The organism is Gordonia prachuapensis (assembly GCF_036350515.1).
In the GTDB taxonomy this organism is placed as follows: domain Bacteria; phylum Actinomycetota; class Actinomycetes; order Mycobacteriales; family Mycobacteriaceae; genus Gordonia; species Gordonia prachuapensis.
In genome coordinates this window covers 1-18,542 of sequence record NZ_JAZDUE010000010.1, presented here as the reverse complement: position 1 = coordinate 18,542, position 18,542 = coordinate 1, and the positions used below count along the sequence as shown (strand labels likewise).

Below are 18,542 nucleotides of genomic sequence, written 5' to 3'. Positions count from 1 at the left end.
TCTCAACCGACAGCGGCCGGCGTCGGCGCCGGTGTCAGCAGCCCCTCGATGAAGCGGCTCGCGAGGGTGGCGCCGAGATCCTGCGGGATGTAGGGATCGCTGTTGGCCAGACTCACCGCGTCGTCGTGGCCGGCGCTGCGCAACGCGTCGAAGAAGCCACTCCAGAACTCGGCGCCACGGCCGAGTCCGACCGTGCGGAAAGTCCAGCCGCGCTGTCGCGGTTCCTCGATCGGTGTGGTCGTGAGGACGGCGCCGGAGGTGGCCAGCAGTTCGTCGTGGACTTCCACGTCCCCGAGGTGCACGTGTCTCACCGCTGGGCCCAGCAGCTCGATCGTTTTCACCGGATCCATCTGCTGCCAGAACATGGTGGCGGGGTCGATGCTGGCGCCGATCGTGGTGCCGACCTGATCGCGGAACCGACTCAACGTGGGCGCGTTGCTGACCAGTGCCAGTGGATGCAACGCGAGTGCGATCGTGCTGACGCCGTGTGCATTCGCGGTGGCGACGAGCTCACGCCATCGGGCCACGCCCTCATCCCACTGCGTGGCCAGCGCTTCGAAGTAGTCGGGTGGATAGGGCACCGTCATCCATTCGATGGCTTTGAGCGCCGGCGGCACACCGGGGCAACCCGAAACGGTGACGATCTTGTCGACCGACAGCTTCTCCGCAAGGCGGATCGTGCTGTCGAGTACAGCGCCGAACTCATCTCCGAAGTCGGCCTGATACGCCCACGCGGTGCAGTTGAGCGCGTGGACGCGCAGTCCTCGGGTGTCCAGTTGTGCGCGCAGTTCGGCGAGCGCGGCCAGATCGTCGAGGAGTTCGGCGACGCGATCGGGCGGGAGATGCGCTCGATCCCCCACGGGCAGTTCGACGACACCCATCTCCAGGCCGGCGGCCACATCCAATGCCTCCTCGAACGACAGTGTCGACAGGCAGTCGGTGTACAGGGCGAGTTCCACGGTCCCTCCAATCCGAGAGATGGTTGTCAGTACCGCGCGGCCGAGAAATCGACTGCGCGAGGTGTGAGTTGACTGGTTCGATCGGCCATTGCCTGCATCCGCCGGGCCATCTCGTCGGCCGGCTTCCGGTTCCCACCGCCATGTCCGGGCAACAGCCATTCGAAGGTCAATCGCGGTACAGTGCGCTGAAGCGATGCCGCCAGACCACGGATGGACAGCCACGTCACGGTCTCGAACACCTCGATGTCGTCGGTGGTCCGACTCCAGTAGAAGCTGTCGCCGCTGAAGCAGTAGGTGTCGTCCACCAGGAAGATCACGTTGCCTTCGGTGTGACCCCACAGTGGATGCGCGATGACGCCCGGCGCGATCTCGATGGGATCTTGTCCGGTCATCACCTGGTCGGCTCCCGGCGCCGCGTCCAGATCCCCTTCGTGGATCCACAGCCGCGCGCCGAAGAAGTCGGCGTACTGCTGCCCGTGTGCGGTGTGGTCGCGATGGGTGAGCAGGACGTCGGTGACCGGGCCCAGTGCCCCGTAGCGGCGGCCCAGTGCACTACTGAACATCGGCGGGTCGATCATCATGAAACCGGTCTCCCGCCGCACCAGGTAGCCCTTGGCCGATGCCGTGGCCGGAGAGGTGTGCCCGCAGAAGTACACGGTGTCGTCGAGGGCGAGCGGATAGGGGTCGTCGGCGGGAGTGGTTCTGCCGCCAACGGGTTGGACTGCACCCACCGGGCAGGCGAAAGCGGCCTCGTTCATCACCCGGATCTCCGCCTCCGTCCGGGGCTGCTGGGTGACCACGGACCGTCCGTCCTCGCCGGTCCCGATCAGACCGGGTGCCACCTGCCGGGCGACGTCACATCGGATGCAGCGTCGGTGGACCTCCCACTGCTGCAGAGCTTCGCGATCAGTCATCGCGTCGATCCTTTCTTGCGGATTCACCGCCGGATATCTGTGAGAACATCTCCCGGACAGGTTCTTTGATCAGCTGCGACTAGGCTTCGGGTCGACGATTCTCCTCCTGGATCGCCTCCCACAGAAAGGCATGCCCGACGTTCTTGCCCAGCGGTGTGGGGAAGTCGCGGGTCTTGCCGGCGGGTGGATCACCCACGGGCCGCTCCCACGTGGTGAGGAATTCCAGGCCCTCCTCGTCGACCTCGTAGTAGGTCATCAGGTCGTAGGGCGGCTGGGAGTCGAACGTCTCCGGATGACGCGCCTTGTAGTCGTCGCGAACCCGATAGGCCCGGCTCGCAGTGAAACCCGGGAGCTCCATCAGATCCGCCGTGTGCTCCTTGGCCCACTCGGTCCACTCCTCGGTCTTGTCGCCGGTGTCGACGAAGATCGTGACGAAGTACTTACTGCTCACGTCCGGGTCCTCACTGTTGATCGCGGTTGCGGTGACCAGACACCGCACCTATGTCGATTACGTGGCAGCCGCCACATCCGAAATCGACTGCTGAGTTGAAGCTCTCGGTCTTGCACAGACCGTGGGCGACGATGAGTGGCTGACGAGCCACCCGCCCTTGTGGGCTGAATCACTTACATCTCGAGTGTATGACCGCCACCACCCGAATGCAACACTTTCCCGCAATGCCAACAGACTTTGTTACACAAGCCCGTTCGGCCGAACGCCGCTCGCCACCAAGCACACTCGACACGGCTACCGCGGCCGTCTGACAATCTCCTACACGCACACGCACACGCGCACGCGCCGCGTACCCGCGCATGTCGGGACATGCGCGGGCACGCAACGCGTGCGCGTGTGGGAGTTGAGCCGCCGACGGCGGATCGCTAGGCCTGCAACAAAGTCACCGCCTCACCAATCTGCTCACGGAACCGCTGTCCACTCTCCAGCTTCAGATCCTCGTAACCACGCACCGTGTCGGGCAATGCGGCCGTCTGCACCGCGAGGTCGAGCTTCTCCGCCGACATGGTCGCCTCGATGACGTCGAGTGCGTCCTCATAGTCGGCGATCAGGGTCCGCTCGAGTCGCCGAACCTCGGTGCGGCCGAAGGGATCGAGACGGGTTCCGCGTAGGCCGCGCATCGGAACCAGCGTCCGCAGTGCCGGTGTGAACCAGCTGCCGAGCACCAGCTTGCGGCCCATCCCCCGATCCCGCAGGATCGGCGGGTGCAGATGACGGTAGACGCGCGCACCGGGCCCGTACACCGACTCGATACGCTCCTGCTCGACCGGGTCGAACGCCAGCCGTGCCACCTCGTATTCATCCTTGTACGCCATCAGCTTGTACAGGTTGTCCACCACAGCCGCGGTGAGCGGTCCAACCGCTCCCGACACCTTCTTCTCGGCCCGCGCGATCTCGGCGACCCGATTCACGTAACGCCTGGCGTACTTGCGGCTCTGGTAGCTGATCAGGTCCTGCGACCGCACGACAGCCGAGTCCAGCGTCGCACCGGTCAGTCCCACGTCGACGAGCTCGGCGAGGAATTCGCCCTCCCGACGGGTCGGCGCAACGTCCTCATGCGTGCGGGACTCGAACGCCGCGCGGTCGGCGACATACCATCGACCGGCCTCGAACGCGGCCAGATTGGCCTCGACGGCAACACCGTTGAGCGTGATCGCACGTTGCACCGACACCGGACGCACCGGCAGCACACCGGTCTGGATCGCCATGCCGATCAAGAACACATTCGCACCGGTCGAATGGCCGAACAACCGGCGGGTCACCTCAGTGACGTCGGCGAGCCAGACACTGCTGTCCCCGAGCCGAGCGGTCAGCTCGTCGATCAGCGGCCGCGTGTCGGGCCAGGACTTCGACACATCCGACACCATGGCGCCGGTCGGTGTGCGGCTGGTGGAGATCACCGCGACCGCCCCCGGCCGCAGACTGTCGACCACCGGCGCGGCGGCCGATCCGAGGATGTCGAAGCCCAGCAACAGATCCACCGTCTCCTGCGAGGCGCGCGGTTCTGTGCCGATCGGGTCGTCGGAGATGGTCAGGTCGGAGATGACCGGCCCGGCTTTCTGACTCAGGCCGGTTTGATCCATCCCGCGGACATGTTTGCCGTCGAGCATGGCCGCGGTGCCGATGATCTGGCTGGCGGTGACCACGCCGGTACCCCCAATACCCGGCATCCGCAGCCGCGTCTCGCGACCGGCGTCCACCCGTGTCGGCGGATCGGGCAGTTCACCGGCCCCGGCGTACTCCGGAGCGGCCTCCCCGGATGCAGCGGTGGCCGCATTCTTCCCCCGCCGGCTCGGCTTCACCGTCACGAACGACGGGCAATCCCCTTCCAGGCAGGAGAAGTCGGTGTTGCACGTGGTCTGGTTGATCTGCGTCTTGCGACCGAACTCGGTGTCCACCGGTTCCACCGACAAGCAGTTGGACTTGGCCCCGCAGTCGCCGCAGCCTTCGCACATCCGCTCGTTGATCACCACTCGCTTGCCGGCGTCGGGAGCGCGGCCGCGCTTACGGTCGCGGCGCAGTTCGGCGGCGCACTGCTGATCGTGGATCAACACGGTGACACCGTCGACCGCCCGCAGCGTCTCCTGGGCTTCGATCATCCGGGACCGATCCCAAACCTGCACGCCCGCAGCGAGCTTCTTGCGGCGGTACTTCTTCGGCTCATCGGTGGTGACGATGATCCGAGCGACCCCCTGACGCGTCAGGATATGGGTTATGTCCTCCACCGGAAGGGCATTGCTGTCGGTGGGGTCCTGACCGCCCGTCATCGCGATCGCCGAGTTGTAGAGCAGCTTGTAGGTGATGTGCGCACCCGCGGCGACCGCCGCCTGCACGGCCAGCTGCCCGGAGTGGAAGAACGTACCGTCACCCAGATTCTGGAAGATGTGCTCGGTCTGCACATATCGACTCATGCCGAACCACTGGGCACCTTCGGCTCCCATGTGTGTGGTGGACACCACGTCGCCGACGACCTGCGGGTCCATCATCTGCGTCATGCCGTGGCAACCGATGCCCCCGCCCACCAGCGCCCCGTCGGGCACCCGGGTACTGAGGTTGTGCGGACACCCCGAACAGAAGTACGGCGCGCGGGATTCGGTCAGCAGCGGCAACGTGATCCGTGGCGGTCGGGGTGCGCGCATCGCATCGGCCGGGATCACGCCGGACAACGCGCGGAACAGCACCGGGGTCAGCCCATCGGTGACGACCGGCCCGTACGCCGCAACGAGTTCGCGTCCCTGCTGATCACGTTTGCCGATGATCGTCGGCTGATGCGCAGTCCCGTACAACGCCTCACGCAGCTTGCCCTCCACCACCGGACGCTTCTCCTCGATGAGCACCACGCGCTCTACATCAGCGGCGAAGGCACGCAGGTCACGGTCGTCGAGCGGGAACGGCATCCGCACGTGACACAGGCGAACCCCGAGCGCGGCGAGATCGGACTCGTCGATGCCGAGATTGGCCAGCGCGCTCTGCACCACCGCGTACAGGTGGCCCACCACCACGATCGAGACCCTTGCCTCGGTTGGTTCGACGACAATACGGTTGAGTTTGTTCAGGTAACCGTATTCGCGAGCCATCTCGATCCGTGGGCCACGTAGCTCGGCCTCCACTTCGATCGAATGCGGCGGTCCCGGAATGCCTTTGAGTGAAGGAACAAAGGGGCGGCCCTTCCAGTGCAGTTCGGGTTCGACGATCTCCGGAGTCTCCGGCAATCCACTCATCGTTGCCGAGGCGTCGGCGATGTCGGTGACGATGCGCACGCCGGTCCACAGACCGCTGAGCCGCGACATGGCGATGCCGTGCGGGGCGAGGGTGAGGATGTCGTCGACCGACGCCGGCGTCAGCACGGGCAGGCCGAGATCGATCAGTGTCTGATCGGTGGTGCAGGGGATGCTCGAGGATTTGCATCCCGGGTCGTCGCCGACGAGCGCCAGCACACCGCCCCGGCGCGTGGTGCCGACGAACTGGGCATGACGGATCGCGTCGGCGGCGCGGTCGAGACCGGGACTCTTGCCGTACCAGACGCCCACGACTCCGTCATGCGTCGCATCGTCGAAGGTCTGCGTCACCTGCGTCCCGTAGACGGAGGTGGCCGCGAGCTCCTCGTTGTGCCCCGGCAGGTGGGTCACCCCCAACTCCTCGGCCTGCTTGCGGTGCCGGGCGAGTTCGAGGTCGAAACCACCGAGCGGCGAGCCCGGATAGCCCGACACGAAGGTCGCGGTGGTGTAACCGTCCGCACGATCGCGACGCATCTGCTCGAACACGGCACGGATCAGGGCTTGCGTGCCGTTGAGATAGACCTCGTTGGCCTGGACCTCGAGCTTGGTGCGGGGGTCATATGTGGAGGCTTCGATTGTTGATGACATGGTCACCTCATTCATCTTTAATGTGATTTAAGACGAGGTTACTGGATGGAGTGCGATCTTGGCCACTGTTTGGACCGAAGCACATCCTGATCGCACTGACATACTGGTCTCGCCCCTGCTGTGCTGAAGGAGATCGAAGTGGCGCGCAACAACCGGACGGTCGATCGCGACGAACGCGTCGAGAGTCTGCTCGACGCAGCCGAGCAGGCTTTCCTCGACTCCGGCTACACATCCACCACGATGGCCCAGATCGCGCGCGAGGCCGGTGTCACGGGCCCGAACCTGTACTGGTACTTCGGGTCCAAGGACGGCGCGTTGGCCGCTGTGCAGCGCCGGGTCCAGGAACGTGTCATGGAACGTGTCGCATTGACGGAGACAAACGCGATGGCCCGGCTGGAGCTGTACCTGGAGATCATGCGCGCCGAAGCCCGTCCGCTGCACCGGATGTTGCATGAACGCGCGTCGCATTCGGATGCGGTGGCCGAGGTGCTCGACGACGTGCATTCCGCCATCGAGGGGCTGATCTTTGACGCGGTCCGCGAACGCAACGCGATGTTCGACGAGACCGAGACCGTGCTTGCACTGGCCATGGCCACGATCGAGGGGACGAATGCGGTGATGTCGCCGGAGCATTCGTCGCGGCTGTTGCGGTTTGCGATCGAGCGCACCGTGCCGGCCCGCGATGGCTCCGGCGACACCGATCATGCCGGCTGAGCCGCCGCCTGAACCGGATTGCGCAAGGTGCCGATCCCGTCCACCGACACCTCCACCACATCCCCCGGGCGCAGGAACACGCGTGGATCGCGTGCGTAGCCGACACCCGCGGGGGTGCCCAGGGTCATGAGGTCGCCCGCCTCGAAGGAGTGGATGCGGGTGACACGTTCGATGACCTCGGGGATGCTCATCGCCAGGTTGCCGATCAGATCGTCCTGCATCACTTCGCCGTTGACGGTGGTGATCAGCCGGGACGTCTCGATGTCGGGCAGTTCGTCCATCGTGGTCACGCACGGCCCGAGCGGCGCGAAGGTCGGGAAACCCTTGTACCGGATGACCCCGGCGTAGGCCTTCACGCGCTCGGCCGCATCCGGCGAGCCGAACCCGCCGTTGAGGTCGCGTGCGGACACGTCGTTGTGCACCGTGAAGCCCGCCACGTGGTCCATCGCCTCGCCGGCGGTCACCCGATAGGTCGGACGGCCGAACACCACGCACAGCTCGCCTTCGAAATCGACCTGATCGGGTGCGAGTTCCGGTAAAACGATCGGTGTTCCGGAGCCCACCACCGTGTTGGGATTGACGATGTAGCCGTCGGGCTGGGGATTCGGGATCGGCGGGTCGACGCCCATCTCTTTCAGGTGGGAGACGAAGATGCCGCCGCAGCCGAGGATGAAGGGCCGCGCACCGCTGGGCGGTAGCAGCTCGATCTGATCCTCCCGCAACACTTTTCCGTCGGACAGTGCCTGCTCGGGGGCGGCGGCGAGTTGCTCGATGCGCTCGGTGATCGGGCGCCGACCCGCTGCGCCCAGAGCAAGAGCGGTGGGGACACCGTCGATATCGAGGCCGAGTTCTCGGCCGATCGAGGCCAGGTCTGCGATGTACCCGCCGGCGACGACGGCGCCGGGACGCGATGCGCCGTTGTCGTCGCGGTAGCTCAAGAGTTTCACGGAGAGATTTCCTCACTCGAAGCAGCAGGTGAGCGCCTGCCGACTGGTGGTCATGGTGCCGCTCCTACGATGTGGCGGACACGGGTGCTGCCGGCTCCGGCGCGTCGAGCAGGTGACGGTAGGCGCGCAGACGCTGCGGCTGATTGAGGGTGAGAATCCCGGTGACCCGGTCACCCGCGTGGAAGGTGGCCACGCCCTGCAACTCGTCGACCGACCCCTCGGCGATGCGGAGTTCGTCGGTCCGGCCGGGATGACCGAACACGTGCAGCGCGAGGTCGTACTGGTTGGTCCAGAACGTGGTACGTGCCGTGTATGCCGGCGCCTCGGGCCCTTCCAGCAGGGTACGTGCCGCGACATCGGAATGGCGAACAGCGTTCTCCCAGTGTTCGATCCGCACCGATCCCGGCACTGCCGTGAGGCCTTGCGGGTCATCGATCCGCGCGACGTCGCCCACCGCCACCATCGATTCGCCCTGCAGTACACGCAGATTGGGGGCACACCGCACGCCGTTGTCCACCAGCGCCCCGGAGCCGGCGAGCCAGTCGGTACGCGGTCGGGAACCGACGGCCACCACCACCACGTCGGCGGGTATCTGTTCGCCGGTGGTCAGGGTCACCGATTCGACGCGCCGCGCCCCGGATACCTCGGCGACGCCCACCCCGGTCCGCACGTCGACGCCGTGGGCGCGGTGCAGGTCGGTCACGGCCGCACCGACCGTCGCACCGAGGACCGCGCCCAGCAGGGCGTCACCGGTCTCCACGATGGTGACGTCGAGTCCGAGCTTGCGGCTGGTGGCGGCGACTTCGGCGCCGATCAGACCGCCACCGATCACCACCACCCGCGGTCCGGCATCCAACTCGTGCCGTAGGGCTGTGGCGTCGGCTATCTCCCGCACGTAGTGGATGCCCTCGAGCGACGGTAGCGGGAGTCGGCGCGGTTCGAGACCGGTGGCGATGACGAGACCGTCGTAGCCCAGGGCAAGCCTCTGACCATCGTGATCCACGCTCACCGTCCGGGAGCCGGGGTCGACCGACGTCGCGGTCGCGTCGAGGAGGATCTCCAATTCGGGGTCCTCGGCGACGGGGAGCAGCACGTCGTCCTCGCTTTGGTCGCCGCTGAGAAACGTCTTCGACAGAGCCGGCCGATAGTACTGCGGTGTCGTTTCCCCGGCGACCACCCGGATGCGGCCGTCGAATCCGCGCCGTCGCAGCGACGCCGCGGTCCGCATGCCCCCGACGGAGCCGCCGACGATGACGATATCGCGTAGGTCGGTACCGTATGTCCAGGTCATCCCTGGTCGCCGATCACTGTGATCGCGGCGGCCGGGCACGCCAGTGCGGCATCCTCGGCGGTGGCCGCGAGGTCGGGCCCGATGTCGTCGACCAGAACCTCGGCGATGCCATTGGGCAGGATGTCGAAGAGCTCGGGCGCAACCGCAAGGCACATCGCGGTCCCCTGGCACCGGTTCGTGTCCACCTGGATCTTCATTGCGTCACTTCCTCTGCGTCCTGACGTGACACACATCACGTCATGACATCGAGGCTATTGCCGGTCACGTCGCCCTCCCAAGTGGCAGATGACTGAACTAGGAGTGCGTCAAATGACGCAGTGCACGCGCCGAGTACTTACGCGCCGAGACCGCCGAGCGGCGTCTCGTCCTCGAGCTCGACGAGCTGGGCCTACCGATCATCGGCCGCGACGAGAACCCGGAGACCAGCTGGCGAGTTCGCAACGATTTTGGTCGAAGACGGCGGAGTCACCCGGCGCTACGACTACACGGGCGACGGTAAACTCACCGTCGCCGAGCAAGGTGAGCTCCGGCCCCTGACGATCATGCCTGCTGCCCGTGTCGTTCGTTCGGCCGATACCTCCTCGACCGGTTCACCGGACTCCCTCCGAGACACGAGGATCTGCGGCTACTGTGACTCCACAGGCACTGCTGACAGCACTCACGCGTGGCCGACGAGGAGTCGCACCGATGAACGTCACCCCGACCGACGAGACGCCCACACCGCCACGCCCCCTCATCCTCATCCGCGGGTTCGGCGGCATCGGCGTCGACGACGAGATGCGCAGTGCCTACCAGGGTTTCAATGACGGCACGGTGTACCACACCAAACGCGGGGAGAACTACATCTACGAAGGGTTCGTTCTCCGCGCCATCAAGTCCAAGAGATACCCGTACATCGACGCCACCAATGTCATCGGCTACTACGCCAACGACGTGGAGCCCCTACCCGGCTATTCCGGCGACGGTTACGAACCTGACCATCTCAAGGGCCAGGTTGTGATCGACCCGGCGACGGCCGCGAGTGTGCTCGAGGATGCAACACAGGGAACGATCTGGGTCTATCGGTATTACGATCTCAGCGACCGCACCCTGGAGGCGTATGGAAAGAATCTCCACAGACTCATCAAGTTGATCCGTGCCGGGATGAGGAAGCACGGACAAAGGTTCGACGGTGTCGACATCGTGGCACACAGCATGGGCGGACTCATCGTTCGCGAAGCCTTGATCGGCATGGGGCGCGATGCCGCAACGGAACTCGTCCACAAGGTGGTCACGCTGGGCACCCCGCACCGCGGAATCAGTTTCCAGCGGGTGCCGGACTGGCTGCTGCGTTGTCTCCCCAAGGTCGAGGGCGCGCAGGGAGAGTTGGCGTCGTTCAGCCCGGACAGCACGCGATTCCTGGAAGTCGGCAAAAAGTTCCCTGCCGAGAAGATCCTGACGGTGGTCGGCACCGATTATCGCAGCTATGGCGTCCCCGGATCGGCCTTCGCGAATCGAGTGTCCACGTTCATCGACACCGGTTCGCTCGCAGTCAATCGCAGCGATGGCCTGGTCCAGCAGGCATCCGCCCAGCTGCCCGGAGCGCCACGAACGTTCATTCACAAATGCCACGGCGGGACCGACTCGCTGGTCACCTCACGTGAAGCGTACGAGATCGCGATGCGGTTCTTCCATGGAACGCACCGTGCCAAGCTCTGGCTCGACGACGCCGAGATCCTGCATGGCGGAGACAGGTTCGGGCGGAGCGAGTTCTATCTCGGAATCGCCATCAAGCCACGCTGCCTGGACTTCTTTCTGTTCAATCAGCACAGGGACGCCGAGAACTGCTACGGCCCATTCGCCGACACGAGCTTGAACGACGACGTCCCCGATCTTGCCGAAGAGTTGTCTTTACCCCTTGCCGAACGAGGAGACCTCACCACCGGCTGGGCCGGCCCGGACAGGATGCTGTGGGAGGGCTGGTTCGACATCGGCGAGAAGGCCGACGATCTGCCCGGCATGGTCTTCCGCCTCGACGTCTACGTCGGCGAGCGCGACAAGTTCGGCATCGGTTTCTCCGACAACGTCGTCTTCCAGAAGCAGTACTACGTCCAGGTGTTTCCCGACGAGCAGCCGGTGTCGGTGTTCGTCCATACGACCGACGAACACCTGGGGAGGTCATCGACCACCGCAGCCGACCTCGCCCAGCTCGCCGGCGACGACTACTTGGCCAACGTCCAACGGGCCACGAAGGCGGACGACAGGCACGAGTGGACGTTCAGGGTGGGCGGTACCGGATTCAGGGGCACGCTGCGGTTGGGTATCGACTCTGCTTCTGACGGGGATGTTGGGTAGGACCGAAACACATCACGCCATCCAGTTGACCACCTGACGATCGGAACCCCGACCGTCAGGATGACTCGAAAACCCCAGCACCCAACGCCGCCATCGTCGCCCGCACCGCCCGCCGGGCATCACCGTCGCCGAGACGTTCTGCGGTGGTGAAGAACTGGTAATACAGCGGTGCGGACAGGTATCGGATGACCGCGGTCGTATCGGTGGTCGCCGGTATCTCTCCCCTGTCGATGGCATCGGCGACCGACGTGGACCACTCGTCGACCCGGATGCGATAGAACTCCGCCAGCGCGCGCTTGGTCTGCGCATCGTGGGTCGCCGCTGCGACCAGAGCGGCGAACAGCCGACCCTGCCGACGATGACCGAGCGTACGCACGATCAGATCGGCATTGGCCTGCAGGTCACTGTCGAGATCACCGGTATGCGTGGCGCGGACCGACTGCGCGGCCATGTCATCGAGCAGGTCACTCACCAGCGCCTGCGGTGAACCCCACCGGCGATAGATCGTCGTCTTCCCCACGTCCGCAGCTCGAGCGATCACAGGAAGTTCGATACCCGCGAAACCGTGCTCGATCAGTGCGTCCTCGGTCGCGGTGAGGACGCGTCGTCGGACGTCGGCGGTCCGCCCGCCCGGGCGGGTGTCAGCAGATCGTCGACCAGCCGGCGTTTCCGAAGCATTGCTCACCCACGCATCGTACGACGACCACCCCACTTAACGGGTCTGCAGTTCCTTTTTCCCGAATCCGGGCGTAGAGTCACTAACAGAACTACAGTCCCCTTAAGGAGAATCATGGAGTATCGGCGCGTTGGCAGTTCAGGCCTGCAGGTCTCGGAGTTCGGCTTCGGTGCAGCAACTTTCGGCGGTCGTGGCGAGTTCTTCAAGGCGTGGGGCGACACCGACGTCGACGCTGCCCGCCGCCTCGTCGACCAGTGCCTCGACGCCGGGGTCACCTTGTTCGACACCGCCGACGTCTACTCGGACGGCGCGTCGGAGGAGGTGCTCGGCGCAGCCTTGCGGGGCCGCCGGGACAGCGTGGTGATCTCGACCAAGGCCGCGTTACCCACTGGCGACGGCCCGGCAGACTTCGGTACCTCCCGGCATCGGCTGATTCACGCTGTCGAGTCCGCGCTACGACGCCTGAACACCGACTACATCGACCTTTTTCAGCTGCATGCCTTCGACGCTGCGACACCGTTCGACGAGGTCGTCGACACGCTCGACGACCTGGTCCGCAGCGGGAAGATCCGCTACACCGGCGTCTCGAACTTCTCCGGCTGGCAACTCATGAAGATGCTCGCCGTCGCCGACCGGCGCAGTTCCGTCAGACCCGTCGCACACCAGGTGTACTACTCGCTGATCGGGCGCGATTACGAATGGGAGCTCATGCCGCTGGGCGTCAACGAAGGTGTCGGAGCGATTGTCTGGAGCCCGCTGGGATGGGGTCGCCTCACGGGCCGCCTCCGACGAGACACCCCTCTGCCGACGACAAGTCGGCTGCACACCACCGCCTCCGCGGGCCCGCCGGTCGACGACGAGCGACTGTTCAGGGTGGTCGACGCGCTCGATCAGGTGGCCTGCGACACCGGCAAGACGGTCGCTCAGGTAGCGCTGAATTGGTTGTCGCGCAGGCACACCGTGTCGAGCGTGATCATCGGCGCGCGCAACGAGGCGCAACTGCGTGACAACCTCGGGGCGGTCGGGTGGTCGCTGAGTAGCGAGCAGATCGCGCTCCTCGATGCCGCCTCTGCGGTCGATGCGCCCTACCCCCACTTCCCGTACCACCGGCAGGAGGGTTTCGCTCGGCTCAACCCGCCGCTGTATGACTCGTCTCGACCGGTGGCCTAGTGACACGCGGCCGCGAATCGCACTGGCGTCATGTGCGATAGACGTGAGCTCGGTGGTCGATGTCGATGATGAGGACGGTGTGGGTCGCGTCATCGATGCGTAGCAGGATTCGATAGTCGCCGCGGCGGGCACTGCGGGCACCTTCGAACTCATTGCGAAGCGGCTTGCTGAGCCGAGGCGGGTTCTCGGCGAGCGGACCGGAGATGAACTCGATGACAGCGTGTGCTGCTCGTCCGGGCAGACGCGAGAGGGCGCGGCGTGCGGGGGAGGCGATGGCGACAACGTAGGGTTCCGGCGTCGGACCGCTCATCGAGGCGGGAGTCCGTGCTCCGCGCGCAACTCGTCGAGCGAGATTGTCTCGCCGGAAGCGTGTTCATCGTCGGCGGCGGCAATTGCCTCTGGGGTGCCTCTACGTGAGAGCCAGTAGATCGTCTCGTGGAGAGACTCCAGATCGTCGGCAGACATCAGCACCGCGGCGGGCCTCCCATGTTTGGTGATCGTGATGATGTCGTGCGTGGACTCGGCGCTGTCGATCAATGCGGACAACCTGTCTTTCGCTTCGCCCAGCGGTACCGTCGTCATGGTCATATTCTAGCCACACTTATGGCCAGACACGGTGCGGTGATGCAGTCGTCTCGTGCAACGGTTTCTCATAGCCTTTTGGACGCACTGCCAGCGCAATCGGTTCCGCTGGGATCGCACCGGCTACGGCGAGCCCACCCAATTGCATTTCCCCCCGCACCCGAACTTCAATGAAAGGAGTCAACACAGGAGGCGTGGGGTGGTCAGCGAGTACGTCGACAGCTACTCGGCGGAAAGTGGCATCGAGGGCGCGCTCTACCGCACCCTCCAGTCGTTTGTCGGTACCGCCGAGCATCGTCTCTGGATCAAGGTCCCGTGGTGGGATGCCTCGCCCCACGCCGACGCTCTCCTCGACGCGACGATCGCCGCGCGCCGACGCCACGTCGACGTCATCGTGTTCGCCCGGCCCGAAACGTCCAACGATGCGGCGCTGCGTCGCCTGCGTAGTGCCGACGTCCGCGTGATCACCGTCCGCAACCTGCACGAGAAGGTCGTGCTCGCCGACGACCGCGTCCTCAACCATTCGACGAACTTCACCCGCAAGGAACTCGAGATCAACGAGAACTCGGGGACGGTGCACATCACGCCACGGCTGGTCGACGCGTTCGTCGCGGGCTTCGACCGGATGGCCGATGATCCCGACCGCACCACCGCAGGCGAGGAGTCCTGGACGCCGACCGCCACCTTGATCCCACCGGCCCTACTGCCCTACCTGGATCGGTTTGACCAGCTCAACCCGCTGCAGTCGAAGTCCGTTCCGGCAGTGCTGAACACAGCAGGCCACGTGATGGTGGTCGCGCCGACCAGTTCGGGCAAGACGTTGATCGGCGAGGTGGCCGCACTGCGGTCGATCCTGCTGGAGAACCGCCCGGCGGTGTGGCTGCTCCCGGCACGCGCGTTGGCCGCCGAGGTGGCGGCGACCGCGGCTCGGTGGCGCGAACACGGAATCGCCTCTATCGAACTAACCGGCGAGACCAACATGTCCAGCGACCGCATCCGCACCGCGCAGCTGTGGGTGGCGACCACCGAGAAGTTCGAATCCCTCTATCGTCGTTCGTCATTGAGGTCCTTCCTGGAGACCGTCGGCTGTCTGATCGTCGACGAGGTGCACCTCGTGGGCGACCACGAGCGCGGCGCCACCCTGGAGTCGCTGCTGGCCCGGCTACGCGCGTCGGCCGACCGGACGCGGATCGTCGCGCTGTCGGCGACGGCGGCCAACGCCGAGGAGCTGGCCGCATGGTTCAACGCCCAACTGATCACGGTGAATTGGCGACCTACGCGCCTGCTCACGCAGTTCGTCACCTACGACTCCCCCTCGGGGAAACCCTGGGCCGACGAGGACGCCAAAGACGAAGCCATCACCGACCTGCTGCACGAAATGTCCGACGACGACTCCGGTACGGGCAGCGTGCTGGTCTTCTGCGGCAGCAAGAACGCAGTCCGCCGCACCGCGGCCCTGCAGGCCGGTGTCCGCTACCGCGGCGTCGACGACGACACCCTGGTGGACCAGACTTTCGGCAAAGGTGTCGGCATCCACTTCCGGGACGCGCCGAAAGCCCAACGCGCGCTGGCTGCTTTCAACGCACGCCAGATCGACACCCTGGTCGCGACCTCGGGCCTGTCGACCGGGGTGAACACACCGGCCCGCTCGGTCATCATCCGCGACCTGACGCTCGGCATCAACGACCTCGAAACCAGTCAGGCACAGCAGATGCTGGGCCGCGCCGGACGCGCCGGTCAGGAATCCGAGGGCTTCGGGTTCATTCTCGTACCGCGCAGTGAGGAACTCGCGTGGCGCAGCCGACTTGTCGCCGGCTACCGGGTGGACAGCCGGCTGATCGACAAACTCGCCGACGCCCTCCTCGCGGAGATTCTGCTCGGCAGCGTTGCGCAACGTGCCGACGCGCGACTCTGGTACGAGGGCACCTTCGCCTACGCCCAGAACAACCGGCGCCACAACCTCGATGGAGTCCTCGACCGCCTGGTCACCCATCGGTTGGTCGACGACGCCGACGGCGCCCTCACCGTGACCGAACTCGGCGCCGTGACCACCCGGCTGATGGTTGGGGTCGACGCGGCAAGCAATCTCCACTCCCGCCTCGCCGCCCTGTCCACCCCCACCGACGCGACCGGCGCGGAATACATGATCCTCGCTGCGATCGCGAACAGTGTTCCAGCGCTCAATGATTGGCCGGTCAATCCCCGGACCTATGGCCCCTGGGTCGAGGACACCCTGGCCTCGGTGCCCGCGTTGGCTCGTCGGCTCGACACCGATTTCGGACCCAGGTTCTGCGCGGCCGCCGCCGTGGCGGCATTGCACAGTCCCGACCGTCTGCGCGTATCCGGTCCCCTGTCACGCTCGGAACTCACGCGCGCCATCGACGCGTTTCCGCGCTACCTCAGTTGGATTGCGGCGCTGGGCTATATCGGCATCGGTTCGTGGCAGCCGGTGGTGGCCGCCGACCTCGCGCGCCGGCTCACCTGGTGGCATCTCACACCTCATCCGCACCGCGGGAGCGGACGGTTGCTGTGGTTTCTCGAACAGCTCCAAGATGACGAGGCGCGCCGCGCGCGGGTGCCGCTGCTGTGGGGGCGAGCCCGTCGCGCCGACTTCACCGACCCAAACGGGATCAACTCGCCGCCCCGCGGAGTTGAACTCTCCCGCAACGACTTCGAGAGCCTCGTCCACAGTCGTGCGCACCTGGCCCTCGGTCCCGCCGATGGCATCGACCTGCCACTCGACGCCTCGCCGCCCGAGGCCACCCTCGCGGTCGTCAGCAACGACGGCGCGACCCGCGCCATCCTGCGCACCCATACCCTTCCGCGGCGCATCGAGCTGCCCGTGCCGCGGTCGACGCGTACCGACGTGCTCGCTGCCGATGTGATCCTCTTCGCGCGCCGCGGCGATGTCGCCTATCAGAACGCCGTCGTCGACCTGCCGCAGACCGGCGAGATCGACGCGTCGTCAGCCGTTTCCGACGCCCGCGAGCTGATCGGCCGGCTGTCGCCGCCGACGGCGGTGGTCACCACACCGGGCCGTGTCCGCGGGATGGTGCACGGCAAACGCAAACGCCTGCTGTCCGATCTGCTTCCGCAGATCACCCCGGAACCGCAGTTGTTGCCTATCGCCGAGATATTGAGCGGTGACGCCGACGACGACGAAACACGCGTGATCAATCTTCGGGCTTCCTTGGAGGAGCTGCTTCGCATCGACGCGTCGGCCGGGATCGCAGCCCGTCCAGCGGCCGCCGTACTCAAGGCGGGGTCCGCGACGCCCCGCGAGTTCGAATGCGCGCTCCTCGCACTCGCCGGAACCCTCGGCATCGAGGTGGGCGCCGCGGTCACCGATCACGGACACCTGGTCGCTCTGATCCACGTCGGCGACGGGTGGCGATCCGCCACACCCCTCGACGACGGGCATGTCATCAGCAAACCGCTGTTCCCCGACAAGCTTCCGCCGATCCTGAGTCCGCTCGGCCTGATGCCATCGAAGCCATCGGAACCGGCCCGGCCACTGTTCGGGTGGTTGGCGGAGTTCACGCCAGGATCGCAGTAGCGCCCCGATCGCTGCGCCCCCCGATCCCTGAGGAACGGGGCGCTAGCCGAGTGCGCCGCCCTGAGGAGCGAGCTTGCGAGCGTCTCGAAGGGTCACGAAGGGCCGCAACCTAACTCGAAACCATAACGACGGACTTACACCACCGCCACCGACGACCACTCGCCGCACCTCGATTTCCACCCGCCGAGCCACAACGACGGTAGCGTAGGCGACCACCCCGCACTGGGCGCCGTTCCCGTCCACTGGGTGCGCGAATCGGTCGAGTGGGCACCCTATTTGGTCGACAACTGTCGAGGACACCACAACGACGCCGATCGCGCATCCGCGGCTCCGAACAGGGTGAGCAGAACCTCGCTGTTTCGGTAACGTTCTATCCACCCGACGTCGCTGAGCGTGAGTGGAGTCGGGTCTTGTAGACGCGCAAGGAGTTGTCCGTCGGACGAATGAATCCTCCAACTCCTGAAGTGCCAGATCCCAGCGACACGGATAGCTTGTGTGTAAGGCTGACATTGCAGCACTCCAGTGTGGGAGTGCTCGTGTCGGTTCATACGGCCCATGCCATGGACTCTGCTTTCCGAGAGCATCCAAGCAGGGACAAATTGATTTGTCGGGGGACAAAGAGCTTTGTACGTACTGCCAAATAGCTCCGCATGCAACGCGCCGCGGATTGACCGAATGTACGACGTGCGGCGGCGATTCACGCGCTGGTCGCGCGCGATGTCAGGCCGGCACTACCCGCCAGCCGCTTTGCCGCCTTCAACTTCTCGCGGCCGGGCTGGCGAGGGTCGTCTTAGCAACTTGGCAGGGCCTCGGAGCGCATCGATCGGCCGACCTGTCTTTGGCTTCTCCGAGCAGTAGCCGGCCGGGTCCGCCCCTTTGATAGGAAGAGCGGTTTCCTAGTGTCCTGTCAGGTAGATTCGTCGTTTAATTGTTGTTCTCGTTGATCGCGGCGCAGTAGCCGGCGAGGCGTTGCAGGATTTCGTCTGCGGTTTTGTGCCAGATGAAGGGCGTGGGGTTGGTGT

General features: G+C 65.6%; 14 protein-coding genes. 4 read left to right on the top strand and 10 right to left on the bottom strand.

Annotated elements, in window-relative coordinates; all coding sequences use genetic code 11:
- Window positions 1–2: 2 nt before the first annotated feature.
- The 4 genes from V1Y59_RS13020 to V1Y59_RS13005 all read right to left on the bottom strand — a co-directional run bounded on the left by V1Y59_RS13020 (window position 3) and on the right by V1Y59_RS13005 (window position 6,250).
- A complete protein-coding gene (locus V1Y59_RS13020) occupies window positions 3–959 on the bottom strand; it encodes a sugar phosphate isomerase/epimerase family protein (RefSeq protein ID WP_330505393.1) in 957 nt (318 codons plus the stop codon).
- Window positions 960–985: 26 nt separating this feature from the next.
- Window positions 986–1,873, bottom strand: coding sequence for a 4Fe-4S domain-containing protein (locus V1Y59_RS13015; protein ID WP_330505392.1), 888 nt, complete (start codon window positions 1,871–1,873; stop codon window positions 986–988).
- A 79-nt stretch (window positions 1,874–1,952) separates the two neighbouring features.
- Window positions 1,953–2,324 carry a hypothetical protein gene (locus tag V1Y59_RS13010; protein WP_330505391.1) on the bottom strand — a complete coding sequence of 124 codons (372 nt, stop codon included), beginning with the start codon at window positions 2,322–2,324 and terminating at the stop codon, window positions 1,953–1,955.
- A 425-nt stretch (window positions 2,325–2,749) separates the two neighbouring features.
- Window positions 2,750–6,250, bottom strand: coding sequence for an indolepyruvate ferredoxin oxidoreductase family protein (locus V1Y59_RS13005; RefSeq protein WP_330505390.1), 3,501 nt, complete (start codon window positions 6,248–6,250; stop codon window positions 2,750–2,752).
- Between the two features lie 138 nt (window positions 6,251–6,388).
- On the opposite strand from V1Y59_RS13005, the gene V1Y59_RS13000 reads away from it, so the two are divergent.
- A complete protein-coding gene (locus V1Y59_RS13000) occupies window positions 6,389–6,964 on the top strand; it encodes a TetR/AcrR family transcriptional regulator (protein WP_330505389.1) in 576 nt (191 codons plus the stop codon).
- On the opposite strand, the gene V1Y59_RS12995 is transcribed toward V1Y59_RS13000, so the two are convergent.
- From V1Y59_RS12995 to V1Y59_RS12985, 3 genes are all read right to left on the bottom strand, one after another.
- On the bottom strand, window positions 6,952–7,911 hold the full coding sequence (locus tag V1Y59_RS12995; RefSeq protein WP_330505388.1) for a fumarylacetoacetate hydrolase family protein: 960 nt from the start codon (window positions 7,909–7,911) through the stop codon (window positions 6,952–6,954). The genes V1Y59_RS13000 and V1Y59_RS12995 overlap by 13 nt on opposite strands.
- Before the next feature lie 64 nt (window positions 7,912–7,975).
- Window positions 7,976–9,202 carry an NAD(P)/FAD-dependent oxidoreductase gene (locus tag V1Y59_RS12990; protein WP_330505387.1) on the bottom strand — a complete coding sequence of 409 codons (1,227 nt, stop codon included), beginning with the start codon at window positions 9,200–9,202 and terminating at the stop codon, window positions 7,976–7,978.
- Entirely contained in the window at window positions 9,199–9,399 is a 201-nt protein-coding gene (locus V1Y59_RS12985) for a ferredoxin (RefSeq protein WP_330505386.1), read from the bottom strand. The genes V1Y59_RS12990 and V1Y59_RS12985 overlap by 4 nt, the downstream gene beginning before the upstream one ends.
- 490 nt (window positions 9,400–9,889) lie before the next feature.
- Between V1Y59_RS12985 and V1Y59_RS12980 the strand changes: the two genes are divergently transcribed.
- Window positions 9,890–11,536 carry a PGAP1-like alpha/beta domain-containing protein gene (locus V1Y59_RS12980; RefSeq protein ID WP_330505385.1) on the top strand — a complete coding sequence of 549 codons (1,647 nt, stop codon included), beginning with the start codon at window positions 9,890–9,892 and terminating at the stop codon, window positions 11,534–11,536.
- Window positions 11,537–11,591: 55 nt separating this feature from the next.
- Here V1Y59_RS12980 and V1Y59_RS12975 read toward each other — a convergent pair whose 3' ends face one another.
- Entirely contained in the window at window positions 11,592–12,221 is a 630-nt protein-coding gene (locus V1Y59_RS12975) for a TetR/AcrR family transcriptional regulator (protein WP_330505384.1), read from the bottom strand.
- 105 nt (window positions 12,222–12,326) lie between these two features.
- Between V1Y59_RS12975 and V1Y59_RS12970 the strand changes: the two genes are divergently transcribed.
- Window positions 12,327–13,382 carry an aldo/keto reductase gene (locus tag V1Y59_RS12970; protein ID WP_330505382.1) on the top strand — a complete coding sequence of 352 codons (1,056 nt, stop codon included), beginning with the start codon at window positions 12,327–12,329 and terminating at the stop codon, window positions 13,380–13,382.
- Window positions 13,383–13,410: 28 nt separating this feature from the next.
- Here the strand turns inward: V1Y59_RS12970 and V1Y59_RS12965 are convergent, their stop codons facing one another.
- Window positions 13,411–13,692, bottom strand: a complete 282-nt coding sequence (locus tag V1Y59_RS12965) for a type II toxin-antitoxin system RelE family toxin (RefSeq protein WP_330505381.1) — start codon at window positions 13,690–13,692, stop codon at window positions 13,411–13,413.
- Window positions 13,689–13,964: a type II toxin-antitoxin system Phd/YefM family antitoxin gene (locus tag V1Y59_RS12960; RefSeq protein ID WP_330505380.1), complete on the bottom strand. Its 276-nt coding sequence runs from the start codon at window positions 13,962–13,964 to the stop codon at window positions 13,689–13,691. The genes V1Y59_RS12965 and V1Y59_RS12960 overlap by 4 nt, the downstream gene beginning before the upstream one ends.
- A 199-nt stretch (window positions 13,965–14,163) precedes the next feature.
- On the opposite strand from V1Y59_RS12960, the gene V1Y59_RS12955 reads away from it, so the two are divergent.
- Complete coding sequence (locus tag V1Y59_RS12955) at window positions 14,164–17,520, top strand: DEAD/DEAH box helicase (RefSeq protein WP_330505379.1); 3,357 nt, start codon at window positions 14,164–14,166, stop codon at window positions 17,518–17,520.
- Window positions 17,521–18,542 lie beyond the last annotated feature (1,022 nt).

What these genes read in the sequence shown, in the direction of transcription:
- V1Y59_RS12970 (WP_330505382.1), top strand. Translation starts at nt 12,327, where the DNA reads ATGGAGTATCGGCGCGTTGGCAGTTCAGGCCTGCAGGTCTCGGAGTTC.
- V1Y59_RS12980 (WP_330505385.1), top strand. Translation starts at nt 9,890, where the DNA reads ATGAACGTCACCCCGACCGACGAGACGCCCACACCGCCACGCCCCCTC.
- V1Y59_RS13015 (WP_330505392.1), bottom strand. Translation starts at nt 1,873, where the DNA reads ATGACTGATCGCGAAGCTCTGCAGCAGTGGGAGGTCCACCGACGCTGC.
- V1Y59_RS12960 (WP_330505380.1), bottom strand. Translation starts at nt 13,964, where the DNA reads ATGACGACGGTACCGCTGGGCGAAGCGAAAGACAGGTTGTCCGCATTG.
- V1Y59_RS13005 (WP_330505390.1), bottom strand. Translation starts at nt 6,250, where the DNA reads ATGTCATCAACAATCGAAGCCTCCACATATGACCCCCGCACCAAGCTC.
- V1Y59_RS12990 (WP_330505387.1), bottom strand. Translation starts at nt 9,202, where the DNA reads ATGACCTGGACATACGGTACCGACCTACGCGATATCGTCATCGTCGGC.
- V1Y59_RS12985 (WP_330505386.1), bottom strand. Translation starts at nt 9,399, where the DNA reads ATGAAGATCCAGGTGGACACGAACCGGTGCCAGGGGACCGCGATGTGC.
- V1Y59_RS12965 (WP_330505381.1), bottom strand. Translation starts at nt 13,692, where the DNA reads ATGAGCGGTCCGACGCCGGAACCCTACGTTGTCGCCATCGCCTCCCCC.